The organism is Planomonospora algeriensis (assembly GCF_977012225.1).
This window is the reverse complement of the sequence record NZ_CDRNDK010000004.1, coordinates 1-16,264: the sequence shown is the minus strand read 5'-3', so window position 1 is coordinate 16,264 and position 16,264 is coordinate 1. Positions and strand designations below refer to the sequence as shown.

Annotated in this window: 17 protein-coding genes and 4 pseudogenes; 10 read left to right on the top strand and 11 right to left on the bottom strand. The window is 70.9% G+C overall.

Annotation, left to right across the window (positions count from 1 at the left end):
- Positions 1 to 66 precede the first annotated feature (66 nt).
- Both ACWJ6R_RS00985 and ACWJ6R_RS00980 read left to right on the top strand, forming a co-directional pair.
- Positions 67 to 1,011: a helix-turn-helix domain-containing protein gene (locus tag ACWJ6R_RS00985; protein ID WP_449060375.1), complete on the top strand. Its 945-nt coding sequence runs from the start codon at positions 67 to 69 to the stop codon at positions 1,009 to 1,011.
- Positions 1,002 to 1,202: a DUF397 domain-containing protein gene (locus tag ACWJ6R_RS00980; RefSeq protein WP_449060374.1), complete on the top strand. Its 201-nt coding sequence runs from the start codon at positions 1,002 to 1,004 to the stop codon at positions 1,200 to 1,202. Before ACWJ6R_RS00985 ends, ACWJ6R_RS00980 begins: the two co-directional genes overlap by 10 nt.
- Before the next feature lie 95 nt (positions 1,203 to 1,297).
- Here ACWJ6R_RS00980 and ACWJ6R_RS00975 read toward each other — a convergent pair whose 3' ends face one another.
- Together ACWJ6R_RS00975 and ACWJ6R_RS00970 are read right to left on the bottom strand one after the other, a co-directional pair.
- The gene (locus ACWJ6R_RS00975) at positions 1,298 to 2,107 is read right to left on the bottom strand and encodes an SAM-dependent methyltransferase (protein WP_449060373.1); all 810 of its coding nucleotides are present in this window, start codon (positions 2,105 to 2,107) and stop codon (positions 1,298 to 1,300) included.
- Positions 2,108 to 2,290: 183 nt separating this feature from the next.
- On the bottom strand, positions 2,291 to 2,461 hold the full coding sequence (locus ACWJ6R_RS00970) for a hypothetical protein (RefSeq protein WP_449060372.1): 171 nt from the start codon (positions 2,459 to 2,461) through the stop codon (positions 2,291 to 2,293).
- Between the two features lie 24 nt (positions 2,462 to 2,485).
- Here ACWJ6R_RS00970 and ACWJ6R_RS00965 point away from each other — a divergent pair, with 24 nt between their 5' ends.
- Complete coding sequence (locus ACWJ6R_RS00965) at positions 2,486 to 2,704, top strand: hypothetical protein (protein ID WP_449060371.1); 219 nt, start codon at positions 2,486 to 2,488, stop codon at positions 2,702 to 2,704.
- A gap of 42 nt (positions 2,705 to 2,746) precedes the next feature.
- Here ACWJ6R_RS00965 and ACWJ6R_RS00960 read toward each other — a convergent pair whose 3' ends face one another.
- Positions 2,747 to 3,262: an SRPBCC family protein gene (locus tag ACWJ6R_RS00960; RefSeq protein ID WP_449060370.1), complete on the bottom strand. Its 516-nt coding sequence runs from the start codon at positions 3,260 to 3,262 to the stop codon at positions 2,747 to 2,749.
- A 73-nt stretch (positions 3,263 to 3,335) separates the two neighbouring features.
- Between ACWJ6R_RS00960 and ACWJ6R_RS00955 the strand changes: the two genes are divergently transcribed.
- Positions 3,336 to 3,938, top strand: coding sequence for a TetR/AcrR family transcriptional regulator (locus ACWJ6R_RS00955; protein ID WP_449060369.1), 603 nt, complete (start codon positions 3,336 to 3,338; stop codon positions 3,936 to 3,938).
- A 14-nt stretch (positions 3,939 to 3,952) separates the two neighbouring features.
- On the opposite strand, the pseudogene ACWJ6R_RS00950 reads toward ACWJ6R_RS00955, so the two are convergent.
- Positions 3,953 to 4,529 (bottom strand): annotated as a pseudogene (locus ACWJ6R_RS00950) (transposase).
- A gap of 251 nt (positions 4,530 to 4,780) precedes the next feature.
- Here ACWJ6R_RS00950 and ACWJ6R_RS00945 point away from each other — a divergent pair.
- The 3 genes from ACWJ6R_RS00945 to ACWJ6R_RS00935 all read left to right on the top strand — a co-directional run bounded on the left by ACWJ6R_RS00945 (position 4,781) and on the right by ACWJ6R_RS00935 (position 8,164).
- Positions 4,781 to 5,374, top strand: a complete 594-nt coding sequence (locus ACWJ6R_RS00945) for a hypothetical protein (RefSeq protein WP_449060368.1) — start codon at positions 4,781 to 4,783, stop codon at positions 5,372 to 5,374.
- On the top strand, positions 5,371 to 5,835 hold the full coding sequence (locus ACWJ6R_RS00940; RefSeq protein WP_449060367.1) for a hypothetical protein: 465 nt from the start codon (positions 5,371 to 5,373) through the stop codon (positions 5,833 to 5,835). Before ACWJ6R_RS00945 ends, ACWJ6R_RS00940 begins: the two co-directional genes overlap by 4 nt.
- Positions 5,836 to 6,109: 274 nt before the next feature.
- Complete coding sequence (locus tag ACWJ6R_RS00935; RefSeq protein ID WP_449060366.1) at positions 6,110 to 8,164, top strand: MMPL family transporter; 2,055 nt, start codon at positions 6,110 to 6,112, stop codon at positions 8,162 to 8,164.
- Here the strand turns inward: ACWJ6R_RS00935 and ACWJ6R_RS00930 are convergent.
- A pseudogene (locus tag ACWJ6R_RS00930) lies at positions 8,097 to 9,061 on the bottom strand (YbgA family protein). The gene ACWJ6R_RS00935 and the pseudogene ACWJ6R_RS00930 sit on opposite strands and share 68 nt — an antisense overlap.
- Positions 9,062 to 9,113: 52 nt before the next feature.
- A complete protein-coding gene (locus ACWJ6R_RS00925; protein ID WP_449060365.1) occupies positions 9,114 to 9,635 on the bottom strand; it encodes an RNA polymerase sigma factor in 522 nt (173 codons plus the stop codon).
- Between the two features lie 75 nt (positions 9,636 to 9,710).
- On the opposite strand from ACWJ6R_RS00925, the gene ACWJ6R_RS00920 reads away from it, so the two are divergent.
- Entirely contained in the window at positions 9,711 to 10,418 is a 708-nt protein-coding gene (locus ACWJ6R_RS00920) for a hypothetical protein (RefSeq protein WP_449060364.1), read from the top strand.
- Here ACWJ6R_RS00920 and ACWJ6R_RS00915 read toward each other — a convergent pair.
- A pseudogene (locus tag ACWJ6R_RS00915) lies at positions 10,397 to 10,498 on the bottom strand (MerR family transcriptional regulator); the annotation flags it as partial. The gene ACWJ6R_RS00920 and the pseudogene ACWJ6R_RS00915 sit on opposite strands and share 22 nt — an antisense overlap.
- A gap of 329 nt (positions 10,499 to 10,827) precedes the next feature.
- Between ACWJ6R_RS00915 and ACWJ6R_RS00910 the strand changes: the two are divergent.
- Both ACWJ6R_RS00910 and ACWJ6R_RS00905 read left to right on the top strand, forming a co-directional pair.
- Positions 10,828 to 11,598 (top strand): SAM-dependent methyltransferase, encoded by a 771-nt coding sequence (locus tag ACWJ6R_RS00910; protein WP_449060363.1) that lies wholly within the window; start codon positions 10,828 to 10,830, stop codon positions 11,596 to 11,598.
- Positions 11,599 to 11,772: 174 nt separating this feature from the next.
- The gene (locus ACWJ6R_RS00905) at positions 11,773 to 12,711 is read left to right on the top strand and encodes a hypothetical protein (protein WP_449060362.1); all 939 of its coding nucleotides are present in this window, start codon (positions 11,773 to 11,775) and stop codon (positions 12,709 to 12,711) included.
- A gap of 89 nt (positions 12,712 to 12,800) precedes the next feature.
- Here ACWJ6R_RS00905 and ACWJ6R_RS00900 read toward each other — a convergent pair whose 3' ends face one another.
- From ACWJ6R_RS00900 to ACWJ6R_RS00885, 4 genes and pseudogenes are all read right to left on the bottom strand, one after another.
- Complete coding sequence (locus tag ACWJ6R_RS00900; RefSeq protein WP_449060361.1) at positions 12,801 to 13,154, bottom strand: hypothetical protein; 354 nt, start codon at positions 13,152 to 13,154, stop codon at positions 12,801 to 12,803.
- 48 nt (positions 13,155 to 13,202) lie between these two features.
- A complete protein-coding gene (locus ACWJ6R_RS00895) occupies positions 13,203 to 13,880 on the bottom strand; it encodes a uracil-DNA glycosylase (RefSeq protein WP_449060360.1) in 678 nt (225 codons plus the stop codon).
- A gap of 148 nt (positions 13,881 to 14,028) precedes the next feature.
- Positions 14,029 to 14,906 (bottom strand): annotated as a pseudogene (locus tag ACWJ6R_RS00890) (carbohydrate ABC transporter permease).
- A partial coding sequence (locus tag ACWJ6R_RS00885; protein WP_449060359.1) for an ABC transporter permease subunit occupies positions 14,903 to 16,264 on the bottom strand: 1,362 nt, incomplete at its 5' end. The pseudogene ACWJ6R_RS00890 and the gene ACWJ6R_RS00885, both read right to left, overlap by 4 nt.

Below are 16,264 nucleotides of genomic sequence, written 5' to 3'. Positions count from 1 at the left end.
TCCTTTTCCGCGCTGTCCGGCGGAGAAGTCCTCCGCCTAGACTGCCTTTCCGTCGATTGATCGGTAATGGGGTCGGCAATCCAGGCGACGCCCGATAATGACGGCCGTCGGCGTGGCGAGGCGTGGAGCCGGTGTAGCCGATTAATCGAAAAGACCGTTTTTCTCTATTTCGGGAGGAATGCGATGAGCGTCGCGCCGCCTCTGGACCCGGGGTCGCCGCGCGTGCGGTTCGGCGCGGAGCTGCGCCGCCTGCGCGAGACCGCGCAGCTCTCGCAGGCCGCCGTGGCCGCCCGCCTCGGGTGCACGCAGACGCAGGTGAGCCGCCTGGAGATGGCCACCCGGACCCCGTCGCGGTCGGACGCGGAGAAGCTGGACCGGCTCTTCGGCGAGGCCGACGGCGTCTCCTTCACCGGGCTCTACCGGCGCATCGTCTCCCACCCCGGCGGCCCGGTCTGGTTCCGCAGCTGGGCCGAGGAGATCGAGCCCACCGCCCTCGTCCTCCGCTCCTGGGACCCGCTGCTGGTCCCGGGCCTGCTGCAGACGGAGGCCTATGCGCGTCATCTGTTCAGCCGGGGACCCCAGATCACGTCCGAAGGGGTTGAGGAGCGTGTTGAAGCCCGCATGCAGCGGCAGCGAATTCTCGACCGGGACGACCCTCCCATGCTTCTGGTCCTCATCGACGAAGGCGTACTGCGCCGCAGGATCGGTGGTCCGGATCTGATGCGGGAGCAGCTCGACCATCTGCTGGAGGCCGCGCGACGGCCTGATGTCTCCATTCAGGTGGTCGATTCGGAGTGCGTGGCAGGGCTGGCGGGAGCCTTCATGATCGCTGAGCTGCCGAACGGACAACCGGATGTCGTCCATGCGGACTCACCGGCTCAGGGGCAGATCGCCACCGACTGCGACCTTGTCGCCTCGATCTGGAAGCGCTATGAGGCGATCCGGTTGTGGGCCTATCCTGAGCGCATATCCCTCAAAATGATCGAGGATGTGAAGCGGGAATGGACCTGAGCGCCGCTGTATGGCGGAAGTCGTCACGTTCCTCGGACAACGGCGGCCAGTGCGTCGAGGTCGCCGACAACCTGCCCGGTGTGGTCGCCGTCCGCGACAGCAAGGACCCCGACGGCCCCAAGCTGCTGTTCACCCCCGCCGAATGGCGGGCCTTCGTCGGCGGCGTCAGGGCCGGCGAGTTTGACCTCTGACCCGATCCTCCCGGCAGGACTCCTGTCTCAAGCCGGGGGGCGGCGACGGCGGCTGACGAGTCAGGGAACCACATGAGAAGCATGTGCATCCCCGCTTACGGCACCCTGGCGACCACGCCGAGGATGCCGGGCTTGCCGAGGTCGTACGCGGTGTCCTCCTCGAACTCCGGACGCCAGGCCTGGACCGGGACGATTCCGGGGTCGAGCACCTCCAGGCCCTCGGTGTAGGCGGCGAGGTGGGCCGGGGTCCGCGTGGTGACCGATCCGGCGGTGGTGGTGCGGTAGACCGCCTTCGCCTCGTCGTGGGCCGCCACCGGACGGTCTCCGGCGTGGACGTGAGAGATCACCAGATGACTGCCGGGCACCATGACCTCGCGGACCGCCGTGACGATGGCCACGGCGTCGGCGTCGTCGGGGATGAAGTGGAGCATGGACAGCAGGATCACGGCCACCGGCTGGTCGAAGTCGATCCTCGCCCGGATCTCAGGGTGGTCGAGCAGGGCCTTGGGCTCGCGCATGTCGGCCTGGACGACGACGGTGTGGGGGTTGTCCTCCAGTAGGGCCCGGCCGTGGGCCAGGACGATGGGGTCGTTGTCGACGTAGACGACCTTCGCGTCGGGGATGACGCGGTGGGCGACCTGGTGGACGTTCTCCTGGGTGGGCAGGCCGGAGCCGATGTCCAGGAACTGGCGCACGCCCCGCCGGGCGAGCTCGGTTACGGCGCGGGAGAGGAAAGCGCGGTTGGACCGGGCGTTGGCCCGTGACTCCGGGATCAACTGGATGATCTTCTCTGCGGCCTCGCGGTCGGAGGCGAAGTTGTCCTTGCCGCCCAGGTAGTAGTCGTACATCCGGGCCACGCTGGGGATCGACGGATCGATCCCGGCCGGTGCCTGCTCGTCTTCCATGACGCTCTCCTCGGACCCCGATTGATCGCTCTGCTGGCGATGCTAGATGATGTACGAGGATTTTTTGATCTTTGTGTGGATCTTCTGGGAATGCGGTGCCGCTTCCCGGATGGGGCGGGGGCCGGTGCGGTCCGCGGAACCCGGGGACGGGGAACTCCGCCGGATCGCAGAATGGACCGGGTCTCAGAGCAGGCCGTAGCGGGCGCCGATGGCCCCGGCCTCCTCCTCGGTCACCTGGCTGGGGGTCCGGGCGAGGACCTGGAGGCGGCGCTGAGCGAGTTCGCCGCCATCGCCGAGGCCCTGCAGAACCGGGCATCTCAGCGGGATTCCGGAAGTCCGTTGAGCGAAGATCAATAGGCGGCGTATTCTCGGCTCGGCGTGCCCGTCCCGAGTCCCCGAGCCGGGGAACCCCGCACGCCTCCCACCGAAGCCTTCCAGGAGTTCCACCGCAACCTCGAATACGCCCCAGACCTGGTGAACGGCGGGCGCCGGCTGGAGCAGCTCAAGGTCGGCGCCTTCGACATCGGCGACATCTACCGGGCCGCCTGGGTGCAGGCCGTGGCGGCGCTCGACCACTGGGTGCACCAGGAGATCTAAAGCCTGTCCTGTGAATCATCAGACGGTTCGTTGCCCGACCGTTCACGCGTGGCTGGATCGCCGCTCCGGTTCGCGCGCGGTGACGATCTCGCGGACTGTGGCGGCGAGTGCGCGGCGCATGTACGGCCGCCACAGCGGAGCCAGGAAGAAGCGGACCGCGAGTCCGCGGAACGGGCGAGGCCGGAAGGCATACGTCCACTCGATCGCGGTGCCGCCACCGGGAGCGGGTGTGAAGACCCACGATCCGCGGGCGCCGACCACGAAGCGGTTCAGCACGTTGGTGAATCCGCTGACCTCGTAGGCGAAGCCGGTGGGCTGATCGTACGCGGTGATCTGCTCGTAGGCGCTGGTGCCGTCGGACAGCACCGGGTTACGGGCAACGCCGACGTGGTCCCAGGTCCCGGACTGGTCGGCCACGCTGACGACCGCCGGCAGCGGACCGAAGCCAGTAAAGATCCGGGTCAGGTCGACCGTGGATCCGATCCGGAAGCTGGTCTGCGGGTCGGCGGGGCTGACCGCCCGGACGGTGACGGGTACGGCCTTCGGTGACATGGTCATCTCCCTGCTACGTTGACATCGTCAACAAAATAATCGGATGTTGTTGACAATGTCAACTTTGAGGAGGGGGCGTATGCCGGACGGCCAGGTCACCCGCGCCACGCGGACCCGTGAGAGCTTGCTGCGGACGGCAAGCAAGATCCTGGAAAGCGACGGCTTGGAGGCGGTGACGCTGCGCGCGCTCGGCGCTGCCGCGGGCGTCAGCCGAGGGGCGCCGTACCGGCACTTCAGCGACAAGGACGAGTTGCTCGCCGCCGTCGCCGCCGAGGCCATGCGACAACTGCGACAGTCGATGCTCACCGCCACCGAGCGAGCCACCGCCGACGACCCGCTGGACCGATTGGCAGGCATGCTGGAGGCATACGTGGAAACCGCCGCGACCCGACCGGAGCACTATCGACTGATCTTCGGGACCGACCTCACCCGCGGTCGACACCCCGACCTCGTCGCAGAGGCACAGACGACGTACCAACTTCTGGCAGCCGCGGTACGCGACGCCCAGGCCGCCGGCGCGCTGCCCAGCTCACCCTCGCCGACGGACCTGTCAGCCGTGCTGCTGTCCGTCACGCACGGACTGGCAGACCTGGTCATCACCGGGCACGCCACCCCCGCCAAGGGCTTCGCCGATCGAGGCGCGCTGCTGCGCCTCCTGCTCACCACGATGCGCACGGACTAAGCCTGTCCCGTGAATCATGAGAGCCAGTCCACGGTGGCGACCAGCAGGATCTGGCTGCGGTAGATGACCGCGCGTTCGGCATGGCGAGAGGCCGGCGCGCGGTACCGCTTGAGCCGCGCGATCGCGCGTTCCACCACGTTGCGCCGCTTGTAGATCTCCGGATCGAAAGCGTACGGCCGGCCGCCCCGCGCCCCTCGTTTCCTGCGGCGGGTCAGCTGATCCTTCTTTTCCTCCGATCGTGGCAGCGATCCGACGTCGCCGCAGGTAGCGGCGGGTGGCGCGGGCGCTGTAGGCCTTGTACACCGCTTCGTCCAGACCCGCCTCCTCGGCCTGGACGCTTACCTTGACGTGCTCGAAGATTCGCTCCCAGGTGCCGTCGGCGCTCCACCGGCGCAGCCGCTCGTGCAGGGTCTTCCAGGGGCCGTAACGGTCAGGGACGTCCCGCCAGGGCGCCCCGGTGCGGGCCTGCCACAGAATCCCGTTGATCACCTGCCGGTGGTCGCGCCACTGGCCGCCCTGCCTGCCGCCATCCGGCAGCAGCGAGCTGATCTGCTGCCACTGCTGATCGGTGAGTTCCCCCCGGTGCACCATGCCTGCCCCGTCGGTGACCAGGAGGAACTCCTGAGTAAGAGTCACAGGCCGCGGAGGCCACGGACACGATCTCCTGGCTGGAGATGACCGCGGCGGCCGTCCTCGTCGCCCTCGACGAGAGCTGACGGCACCGTTCCGAGCCGTCCCCGATGGGATTGTCCCGGCCACGCAAGCCAACATCCCGCACGGAACGGATTGAAGCGACGACTCAGAGTGATGTCTATGCCATAGATGCATAGTACTATTCATCTATGAGAGAGCACCCTCCTCTCCTGCTTCCGCTGTTCCGGTCCGGTGCCGTCGGTGAACTGCTGGCCTGGCTCTACCTCCATCCGGAGCAGGAATATTCGACGACCGAGCTCGCCCAGCGAACAGGTGCATCCCAGGCGACGGTGAGCCGCGAGGCGAACCGGTTCGCCGCCGCAGGACTGACCTCGGAAAGACGACACGGAAACCTCCGGCTCATCAGGGCCGACACGGACACGATCGTTGCGAAGCCGCTCACTGATCTGCTGGCGGTGACCTTCGGACCGGCAGCCGTCCTGCCACCTCTCCTCCAGCCGATCTCCGGCATCGACGAGGCCTATGTCTACGGTTCCTGGGCCGCCCGGTACGCGAACCAGGCGGGGCCGCTCCCTCGCGACGTCGATGTCCTCGTGGTGGGAGCCGCGGACGAGGACGAGCTGTACGACGCGGCGCGGGCGGCGGAACGATCCCTCGGTCGTGAGGTGAACATCAGCCGGATCTCACCTGCGTCGTGGGCCGCAGGTCCGGAAGATCCGTTCGTGACGTCTCTGCGCAGCAGGCCCCTCTACCCCCTGATTCGGAAACGGAGCACCTCATGAGGTGGATGCAAGGGCGTGGCCGGATCGACGAGATGCTGGCCTCGGGTCAGCTGGAACGGGTGCCGCCGAGCCGAGAACACGCCGACACCCTGCTGGCGCAGGCCGAGCGGCATATCGAATTCGCTCGCAGCGGGTTCGAGACGGATCCCACCGGCGCCTACCAGCTTCTCTACGACGCCTCCAGGAAAGCACTCGCGTCGATCCTGGAGAACCAGGGACTCCGTGCCACCAGCCGGGGCGGGCGCCTCGCGGTACTCGACGCGGTCACCGCCCAGTTGGATCCGCCCCTGGGCCAGGCGCTCCGCTCCTTCGATCGGATGCGTCGCCGTCGCAACAGCGCCGAATACCCTCGCCCTGACACTCCGCAGATCACTCCCGACGATGTCGTGCAGGACCTGGTGAAGGCCGAGCAGTTCCTGGCGCTCGCTGCCAAGGTGCTGGATCAGATGAGCCCTTATTGAAGCGGTCGGCGACGAGCGGTCCATGATGAGGGGGAGCACGGCCATAACCAGACGGTGGACATGCAGAGGTCCGCTCCGCTTCTGAGAGACGGTGCCCCTCCGGCGTCCGGCGGTGCCGGTGGTGTGACCGATCCCTCACAGGGGAGGGCCGTCCGGGACGGTCCGTTTCCGGGGCTGCAACCGCGGACGGCCGCGGCGGCGAAGAAGCCCGTGTGAACGGTGGCGATCCCCACGACGGTGGCGGTTCCTACGGAGGGCGGGCGCGGTGCGGGGCTTGAGCGCGGCGGTGTGCGGGCGCAGGGGCAAATGGGTGGTCCTGGTGATCTGGCTGCTCGTCGCGGCCGGGGCGGGCGTGCTCGGCGGCCGGTTGGAGGAGGTGCAGCGCAACGACCCGGCGTCGTTCCTGCCCGCCGAGGCCGAGTCCACCGTGGTGCAGAACGCGCAGCGTGCCTCCGCGGCCGGTGACCGGGTCCCGGCGATCGTGGTCTACGAGGGCCGGCCGGTGGCCGAGGCCGCCGCCGACGCGGAGCGGTTCGCCGAGGTGGAAGGGGTCGCCGGGCAGGTCTCGCCGCCGGTCCCGGCGCCCGGCGGCGGGGCCGTGCAGGTGGTGGTGCCGCTCGACGGGAGCGACTACGACGTGCTCACCGCGGCGGTCGACCGGATCCGCGGGATCACCGGCGACCGGGCGTACGTCACCGGGCCGGCCGGGCAGAGCGCCGACGCGATCGAGGTCTTCGGGTCGATCGACGCGACGCTGCTGGCGGCGACCTCGGCCGTGGTCGTCCTGGTGCTGCTCGTCACCTACCGCAGCCCGCTGCTCTGGCTGATCCCGTTCTTCTCGGCGGGCGTGGCGCTCGCCTGCTCCCGGGCGGGCAACTACCTGCTGGCCGAGTACGCCGACCTGACCGTGAGCGGGCAGAGCGGCGGCATCCTGCTGGTGCTGGTGTTCGGCATCGCCACCGACTACGCGCTGCTGCTGGTCGCCCGCTACCGCGAGGAGCTCGCCGTACACGAGGACCGCCACGAGGCGATGGCCCTCGCGCTGCGCCGGGCCACTCCGGCCATCGCGGCCAGCGCCGCGACCGTGGCGGCCGGGCTCTGCTGCCTGCTGGTGGCCGACCAGAACGCCACCCGCGGGCTCGGCCCGGTCTGCGCGGTCGGCGTGGTCTGCGCGCTCGCCGCCATGCTCACCCTGCTGCCCGCGCTGCTCGTGGTCTTCCCCCGCGGCGTGTTCTGGCCGAAGGTCCCCGTGTACGGCGGTGCGGCGGAGGGCGGGTCCGGCCTCTGGGACCGGGTCGGCCGGGTGATCGCCCGCCGCCCCCGCGTCGTCTGGATCGGCACCGCCGCGGTCCTGGGTGCGATGGCGCTGACGCTGCCGCTCACGGCGGTCGGCCCGCTGGCCGAGGCCGACGCCTACCGCACGGCGCCCGAGTCGGTGCGCGGCGCGGAGGTCATGGACCGGTACTTCGGCACCGGCCAGGAGGGATCGCTGCTGGTGCTCGCCCTCTCCGGTGAGGCCGACCGGATCGCATCGGCGGTGGCCGCGGACCCGGGCGTGGAGCGGATCGGCGAACGGGGCGCGGGAGGCGGGCGGCCGGATGGGGAGGTCCTGCTGCGCGGCACGTTGAAGGACGCGCCGGACAGCCCCGCCGCCTACGAGACGGTCGAGCGGCTCCGGGAGATCCCCGGCGCGCGGATCGGCGGCACGGCGGCGGTCAACCTGGACGGGAAGCTCTCCTCCGAGCGGGACCTGCGGGTGGTCGTCCCGCTGATCCTGGGCGTCGTCCTGGTGATCCTGGTGATCCTGCTGCGCGCGCTGGTCGCGCCGCTGCTGCTGATGGCCACCGTGGTGCTGTCCTTCGCGGCGGCGCTCGGGGTGAGCGGCCTGGTCTTCACGGAGCTGTTCGGCTTCGCCGCGGTGGACACCGGGGTGCCGCTGCTGGCCTTCGTCTTCCTGGTGGCGGTCGGCGTCGACTACAACATCTTCCTGATCACCCGGATCCGGGAGGAGGCGGCGGTGCGCGGCACCCGGCAGGCCGCTCTCGCCGGCCTGTCCGCCACCGGAGGGGTGATCACCTCGGCGGGCGTGGTGCTCGCGGCCACCTTCGCCGTGCTGGGCGTGCTGCCGCTGATCGTCCTGGCCGAGCTGGGCTTCGTCGTCGCGTTCGGCGTCCTGCTCGACACCTTCGTGGTCCGCTCGGTCCTGCTCACCGCGCTGACCCTGGACGTGGGCCGGTGGATGTGGTGGCCGGACCGCGGGCTCACGCGGGAACGTGGTTCCGCAGGCGGAGCCGTTCGGGGAACGGCGAGAAGTACGTCTGGTCCCTGACGTAGGAGGCGGCCGCGCCGCGCGCGTTGTGGCGGATCAGGGTCAGCGGCACGCTGAGCGCCACCAGGCCGGCCTGGTAGGAGGCGATGACCTCGGCCAGGTCGGTCCGCCGGACCGGGTCCAGCAGGTCGCTCATCATGCCGGCGCAGTGCTGGAGCACGTTGACGTGGCGGCCGACGCTGGCCTTCCTGAGGAAGGCCGTACGGAAGGCCTCGGTGTACCGCGCGGCCAGCTCCGCCCGGCCGAGCGCGCCGCGCGGGCCGCGATCCGGCCGGTCTCGCGGTAGACGTCGGGGTCGTGGGAGAGGATCTGCATCTTGTGGCGGGAGTGGAAGGCGACCAGGTCGCGCGGGCGCCAGTCGCTCTCCAGCAGGGCCCGGAGCCGGGCGTTCGCGAAGATCCGCTCGACGAAGGTCTCACGGATCAGCGGGTCGTGCAGTCGTCCCTCGTCCTCCACCGGCAGCAGCGGATGGGCGTCGAGGATCCGGCCGGCGAACACGCCGCGGCTCCTGCGGTCCACGGCGGCGGTGCCCGCGTAGACCGGGATGCCGTGGATCCCGCAACTGGGACTCTTCGACTTGAAGACGTAGCCGTCCACGTCGAGGGTGCGCGCCCGCTCGGCGGCCAGGTCCGCCATCTTCTCGGTGAGGTCGCGTCCGGTCTTCCTGGTCACCAGGTGCGGCCCGTCGGGGGAGCGCTCCAGGCGGAGGGTCTCGCGCGGAGCCCCCAGGCCGATCGCGATCTCCGGGCAGATCGGCACCCAGTCGACGTAGGGGTCCAGTTCGCCGCTGAGGAACCTGTCGCGGCTGTGGCCGCCGTTGAAGCGCACCATCTCGCCGATCAGGCAGCTGGAGACCGCGACGCGCGGCCGGACCTCGCCCTCAGCATGGTGATTCATGGTGGTTACTGGATTTATGTCCATATCTGGTTCCTGCCGCTGAGGTCGGGGTTCATGCCGCGATCGGGGTGAGGATGTCCGAGAGCCTGCGCAGGCCCCGGGCGGTGCGGGCTTTGACGGTGCCCAGCGGGACGCCCAGCCGTTCGGAGATCTCGCGCTGGGTCAGCTCGCCGTAGTAGGCCAGCTCGATCGCCTCGCGCTGTGGTGCGGGCAGCTCGGCCAGGGCGCGGCGCATCTCGTCCCGGTCGGCCAGGCCGTCGCCGTCGGCCGCCTCGGCGGGACCGGCCGGTTCGGCCGCGTTCTCCAGCGGGACGGTGTGCAGCCTGCGTACCCGCAGGTGGTCCACCGCCCGCTTGTGCGCGATGCCGAGCAGCCAGGCGGGCAGGCTCCGGAGCGGATCGAAGCGGTGCCGGGAGCGCCACACCTCCGCGAAGACCACCTGCTGCACGTCCTCCACCTCCTGTGGCGGCACGTACTTGCGCAGGTGGGAGCGGATGAGGGCGGTGTGCGCCCGCAGGCACTCCTCCAGCGCGGTCTCGTCGCCGGCGGCGAGGCGGGCGTTGAGGCCCGCCACCCCGGTCCGCCCGCCAGCACGCGGACCGGAGGGCGGAGCGAGGGGAGCGCGGTCAGCGGCGCGGGGTCGCCGGTCGTGGCCTGGTGGGACCAGACGAACACCACCGCCGGGCCCAGGCGGCGCATCGCGTCCGCCAGTGCCGGGTACGGCGTGCGCGCGCCCAGCACGCGCGTCTCGATCCCGTGGTCCAGGGACAGCACGGCGGCCAGGGCCTGCAGCGGCAGGCTGTGCTGCTCCTCCTCGGCGCAGGCGAGCAGCACCGGCCGCTCGTTGACCGGCGTCCCGGGCCGCCTGGTCAGCGGGGCCAGTGCGGCGGCCAGCCGGTCGGAGAACAGGTGCTCGACCTCGATGGCGGCCCCGGTCTCCAGTTGGCGCCTGGAGATCGCCGCGAAGACCGGCAGCACCAGCCGCTCCCAGGTCCACAGGACGCCGTGCCGGGCCAGGGCCGCGCCGATCCAGTCGGACACGGCCTCGCCGTCCAGGGCGACGGCGGCCCGGGCCAGCATCGCCGGAGTCGGGACCTGCGGCCCGTCCTCCGCCGGGACCGCCGGGAACGCGGTTTCCGCGTCGGTTTCCGGGGCGGGGCGGGCGGCGTTCTCCGGGGTGCGGCCGGTGGCGGGTCCGGCGGTCTCCGCCGGGGCCTCCCCGGAGCCGGTCGCGTTCCCGGGGATCGCGGGGACGGGCCGGGCCTCCAGGACGTGCCGGGCGGCGTCGGCGGCCGGCACCCCGGACCGGATCAGCCGGTTCATCTCCTCCAGGCGGCGCAGGTCCGCGGTGTCGTAGCGCCGGTGGCCGCCGGGGCTGCGGCGGCTGGGGCCGACGCCGTACCGCAGGTTCCAGGTGCGCAGCGTGGGGGCGGGCACGCCGAGCCGGCGCGCGACGGCTCCGATCCCGTAGTCCGGCCCGTCCTCGGTGGTCACCCGTCCCCCTCTCCTCGCGGTGTCCCGGCCCAGCTTGCCAGGTGGGGACCGGGTCCGTTCCCCACAGGTGTCTTCGGGCCGGAGCCGCCGGCGGGATGCCGGTCCAGGATGGGACCGAATGGGAGAGGAAAACACGAATGACTGAGGCTTTTGTGCTCTAAGACAGAAAAGAGAGCAATGTCCGTAGTGGCCTCCGTGCCGGTGGAGACTCGGCTACGATCTACGGAAATGCCGGTCCGCGGCGAGTGGGACAGCAGGGTGAGGCGGCTGCGATGAGCGATCGGAACCCCTACGGGATCGACGTGAGCACGGCCAACGTCGCCCGGATCTACGACTTCATGCTCGGAGGCAAGGACAACTTCGCCGTCGACCGCGCGGCGGCCGAGCAGATCCTCAAGGCGTTCCCCGAGTCGCGCGACGGCGTCCGGCTGAACCGCGAGTTCCTCGGCAACGTGGTCCGCCACCTCGCGGCCGAGGAGGGCGTCCGCCAGTTCGTCGACATCGGCGCCGGCCTGCCCACTCGCAAGAACGTGCACGAGGTGGCGCACGCGACCACCCCCGAGGCGCGCACCGTCTACGTCGACAACGACCCGGTCGTCTGCGTGCACGGCAGGGCGCTGCTCGCCAACACCCCCACGGTCGCCATGGTCGAGGGCGACCTGCGCGCCCCCGGGGAGATCTGGGAGCGGGCGGTCGGGACGGGCCTGATCAAGCCCGACGAGCCGGTGGCCGTGCTCCTGGTGGCCATCCTGCACTTCCTCGACGACCCCTACGCCGAGGTCGCCAAACTGCGGGAGATGATGGCGCCCGGCAGCTTCCTGGTGATCACCCACCTGTCGATGACCGAGCGCCGGGCCGAGGACACCGACAGGATGAAGGACGTCTACTCCCGGGCGAACTCGGGCGTGGCCCCGCGGACCGTCGAGGAGATCAAGCGCTTCTTCGGCGACTTCGAGCTCCTGGGCAACGACGCCTTCATCGAGCCCGGCATGCTGAAGCGCATGGAGATCCTCGGCTGGGGCGGGGTCGGCCGCAAGCGCTGAACGCCCCGGAGCTTCCGTTTCCGCGGCCGAACGCGCCGGGTGCGCCGGGTGCCGCAGAGGTCCTGAGCCGGTCCCGCGTCGGTCCTGTGCCGGGCGTCGGTCCTGTGCCGGTCCCGCGCCGATTCCGTGCCGCGTGGACGGAACGATTTCCTCTTTTCGGACGTCGCTACAGGTGTGACCTCCTTCGACACCCTTGACGATGACCTGCGCGCCGCCCGCGAGCGGGTGCGGCGGCTGGAACGGCTGACCGGGCAGCGCCGGGCCGTGGCCACGCAGATCCAGGAGGTCGAGGCGCTCCTCGGCGACCTGGAGATCCAGCTCGCCGAGGAGGAGGACGACGTCTCCCGGCTGGAGGGCGGATTCACCGCGTTCCTGTCCGGGCTCACCGGCTCCCGGGAGGAGCGGCTCGCCCGGGAGCGGGCCGAGGCGCAGGCCGTACGGCAGCGCATCGAGGGGCAGCGGAACCGGCTCGGCTGGCTGCAGGCCGACCGGGCGGCGGTGGAGAGCGGCCTGGCCGAGGCCGGCTCGGCCGCGCAGGAGTACGGCGCGCTGCTGGAGCGCAAGGAGCGCCTGCTGCTGGGGTCGGGTGACCCGCGCGGCGGTGAGCTCGCCCGGATCGCCCGGGATCTCGCCGAGACCTCCGCCGACCTGCGGGAGCACGAGGAGGCCCACCGGGCGGGCGTCACCGCAGCCGAGGCGGTCGGTCAGGTCCTGCGCTGCCTCGGCGGCGCGCAGGGCGCCTCCGTCTGGGACATGCTGGGCGGCGGCACCTTCGCGGACATGGTGGAGCACGGCCACCTGCGCAACGCCGACGAGGCCGCCTGGCACGCCCAGCAGGCGCTGGACGCCTTCGCCCGCGAGCTCGCCGACGTCGGCGTGCACGTCGCCCCGCTGCTGCCCGAGGTGGACACCCGCTGGTTCGCCGACATGTTCTTCGACAACATCGTCATCGACGCGTTCAAGCACCAGCGGATCGCCCGCACCGGTGAGGCGGTCGCCGAGACGGCCCGGTGGGTGGGCGCCACGGTGGACGGCCTGGCCGCCCGCTGCGGCGAGCTGGCCCGGCGGCGCGACTCCCTGGAGGCCCGCCGGGAGGACGTGCTGGCGGGCTGACCGGGGTCCGACCGGCATCCCGCGGCGTACGGAGAAGGGGCCGCACCCGGACGGGTGCGGCCCCTCTCACATGCTCTCTGCGTCAGACCTCAGTGGCCGTGGCCGTGGCCGTGACCGTCGTGGTCGTGGTCGTCGTCTTCCTCGTCGGACGGGCCGTCGGAGGGCTCGACGCTCAGCACGGCCTCGCGGGGCTCGATCTGCTCGACGTGCTCGATCAGCCCCAGGACGTGGTCGGGCTCGATCAGCCACTGCAGCGCCGTGGCGCCGCTGTCGTCGGCGGAGACCATCTCCGCCTGCTCCTTGCGCTCGTCGTCGTCGAGGTCGGCCTCGGGGTGGTTGATCTCCTTCAGCGCGGCGGCCTGGAGGGCTCCGATGTCGAGCACCTCCACCGTCAGCTCGACCGTCAGACGCAGGTAGCGCTCGGTGCCAGATTCATCACTCATGATGAGGAATCCTAGTGCCCTGCCGGAGCCCCATCAGCCCGGGGGAGGCTAAGGGAGCTTCCAGTCCACCGGGTCGGCGCCCTGCTGCTCCAGCAGCTGGTTGGCCCGGCTGAACGGCCGGGAGCCGAAGAAGCCGCTGCGGGCCGAGAGCGGGCTCGGGTGGGCCGACTCGATGCGCGGCACGTCGCCGAGCATCGGCGCCAGCGAGCGGGCGTCGCGGCCCCACAGGATCGCCACCATCGGCCGGTCACGCGCGACCAGCGCCTTGATGGCCTGCTCGGTGACCTCCTCCCAGCCCTTGCCGCGGTGCGAGGCGGGCTTGCCGGGCATGACGGTGAGCACCCTGTTGAGCAGGAGCACGCCGTGCTCGGCCCACGGGGTCAGGTCGCCGTTGCCCGGCATCGGGAGGCCGAGGTCCTCGGTGAGCTCCTTGTAGATGTTGCGCAGACTGCCCGGGATGGGCCGCACGTCGGCCGCGACCGAGAAACTCAGGCCGATCGGGTGGCCCGGCGTCGGATAGGGGTCCTGGCCGACGATCAGCACCTTGACCTGGTCGAAGGGCTGTTTGAAGGCGCGCAGGACGTTGTCCCCCGATGGGAGGTACTGCCTGCCTTCGGCGACCTCCTTGCGGAGGAAGTCGCCCATTTCGGCGATCTTGTCTGCGACGGGTGCGAGGGCCTCGGCCCACCCGGCTTCCACGAGTTCGTTCAAAGGACGTGCGGCCATGGGCGGCACCCTATCGGGATCTCCCGACAATCCGGGCGACATCGCGCCGGAGGCGTGCGGCGCCTCCGGCGCGGGGCCGTGAGGCCCGGTGCGGTCCGCGTGCGCCGCCGCGGGCCGTACCGGGCCTGCCCCCCTCGGATCGCCTTCCCTACTTCACGGAACCCGCCATCATTCCCTGGACGAAGTACCGCTGGAAGGCGAAGAACAGGATCAATGGGATGATCAGCGAGAGGAAGGCGCCGGGGGCCAGGATGTCGACGTTGGTCCCGAACTGCCGCATCTGGGACTGGAGGGCCTTGGTCATCGGCTGGTTCTCGGTGTTGGCGAAGACCAGCGCGACGAGCAGGTCGTTCCAGACCCAGAGGAACTGGAAGATGCCGAGCGAGGCGACCGCCGGCTTGGCCAGCGGGAACACCACGGTCGAGAAGATCTTCCACTCGCCCGCGCCGTCCATCCGCGCCGCCTCCAGCAGCGAGCCGGGGATGCCCGCGAAGAAGTTGCGGAGCAGGAAGATGGCGAAGGGGAGTCCGAAGGCGACGTGGAAGAGCACCACGCCGGGGATGGAGCCGAAGATGCCGAGCGCGCCGTACAGCTTCGCGATCGGGATGAGCGCGATCTGGATCGGCACGACCAGCAGGCCGACCACCACCAGGAAGAGCGCGTCCCGGCCGGGAACCGCATCCAGGCGAACGCGTAGGCCGCCATGGCCGCGATGCCGATCACCAGGACCGTGGTGGGCACCGTGATGGCCACGGTGTTCCAGAACGACGAGGTGAAGCCGGTGGCCAGCAGGTCGGCGTAGTTGCGCAGGGTGAACTCGGCCGGCTTGGTGAACGCGGTCCACCAGCCGCTGGAGTTGTTGGCGGTCTCCTGCCGGATCGAGACCACGAACAGGCCCAGGGTGGGGACCAGCCAGAACAGGCCGATCACCACCAGCACCGCCTGGACCAGGCCGCCGCCGACCCGGTCGGCGATCCGGCCCAGGACGCCGCGGGGCGGTGCGCCGAGAGCGGAGGTCGTCGTCACTGGTTGTCCCTCCTGAACCGCCGGATGTTGAGGATCATGAAGGGCAGGACGAGGACCAGCAGGAAGATGGCCAGCGCGCTGCCCAGCCCCTGGTTCCCGCCGCCGCCGAACGAGACCCGCCACATCTCCAGCGCGATCACGTTGGCCTGCGGCTGCACCGATCCGGGTGCGATGACGAAGACCAGGTCGAAGACCTTCAGCGTATTGATGATCATCGTGACGAACACGACGAGCAGCACCGGGGAGAGCAGCGGGACGGTGATCTTGCGGAACACCTGCCACTCACTCGCCCCGTCGATGCGGGCGGCCTCCAGGGCGTCCCGCGGGATGGCGGACAGGCCCGCCGCGATCAGCACCATGGCGAACCCGGCCCAGACCCAGACGAACGCGCCGATGATCGCCGGGGTGATCAGCGCCGGGCCGAGCCAGGACAGGCCGTTGAAGGAGGCCTCGAAGTTCGACCGCGGGAGCCGCACGGTGTAGTCGCCCGGGGAGAGCCCGGTGAGGCGGAAGGTCCCGTCGGCCTCGGTGACGGCCGTGGCCGCGACCTCGCCGCCGGGGCCGCCCCGGACCGCCTCGACGGTCATGCCCGCCAGGCCCTTCTCGGTGCCGTCCACCTGGTTGGCCTGCCCGCCGCCGCCCTGGGTGAAGTCGAACCACACGGTCCCGGCCAGCTCGCCGGGGCCCGGCGCGGACGGGCGGGCGGTCGCGGCCGAGGCGAGGTCGGCGGGCTTCACGCCGACCAGGGGCAGGAGTACGGCCTGGCCGGGCTTGGCGGACCCCTTGGTCACCACGGCGCCCTGGGCGGCGGTGACCGGGGACTGGTCGTTCTCCCTCGGCCGGGCGTCGGGGTAGCTCTCGCCGGAGCCGAAGACGCCGCGGACCGAGCTGAGCACGGCGTTGGCCACGCCGCGGTCCGGGTCCTGCTCGTAGACCAGGCGGAAGATGACGCCGGAGGCCATCAGGGAGACGGCCATCGGCATGAACACGATCAGCTTGAACGCGGTCGCCCAGCGGATCCGCTCGGTCAGCACCGCGAAGATCAGTCCCAGGGTGGTGACCAGGAGCGGGGCGACCACGACCCAGATCAGGTTGTTCCTGATGGTGGTCAGGGTCGAGGCGTCCTGGAAGATCGTCGCGTAGTTCTCGGCGCCGACGAAGGTCTCGCCGCCGGCGTCGTAGAGGCTGCGGAAGGCGGAGTAGACGATCGGGTAGATCACCATCGCGCCGAGCAGCACCACGCCCGGCAGCAGGAACAGCACCGCCATGACCGGCGAGGGCCCCAGCCGGGGGGCCTTCGGGGTGCCCGCCGCGGCCGGTGCGGCCGGTCCCGCGGTGGCGACGGACGGGACCGCGGA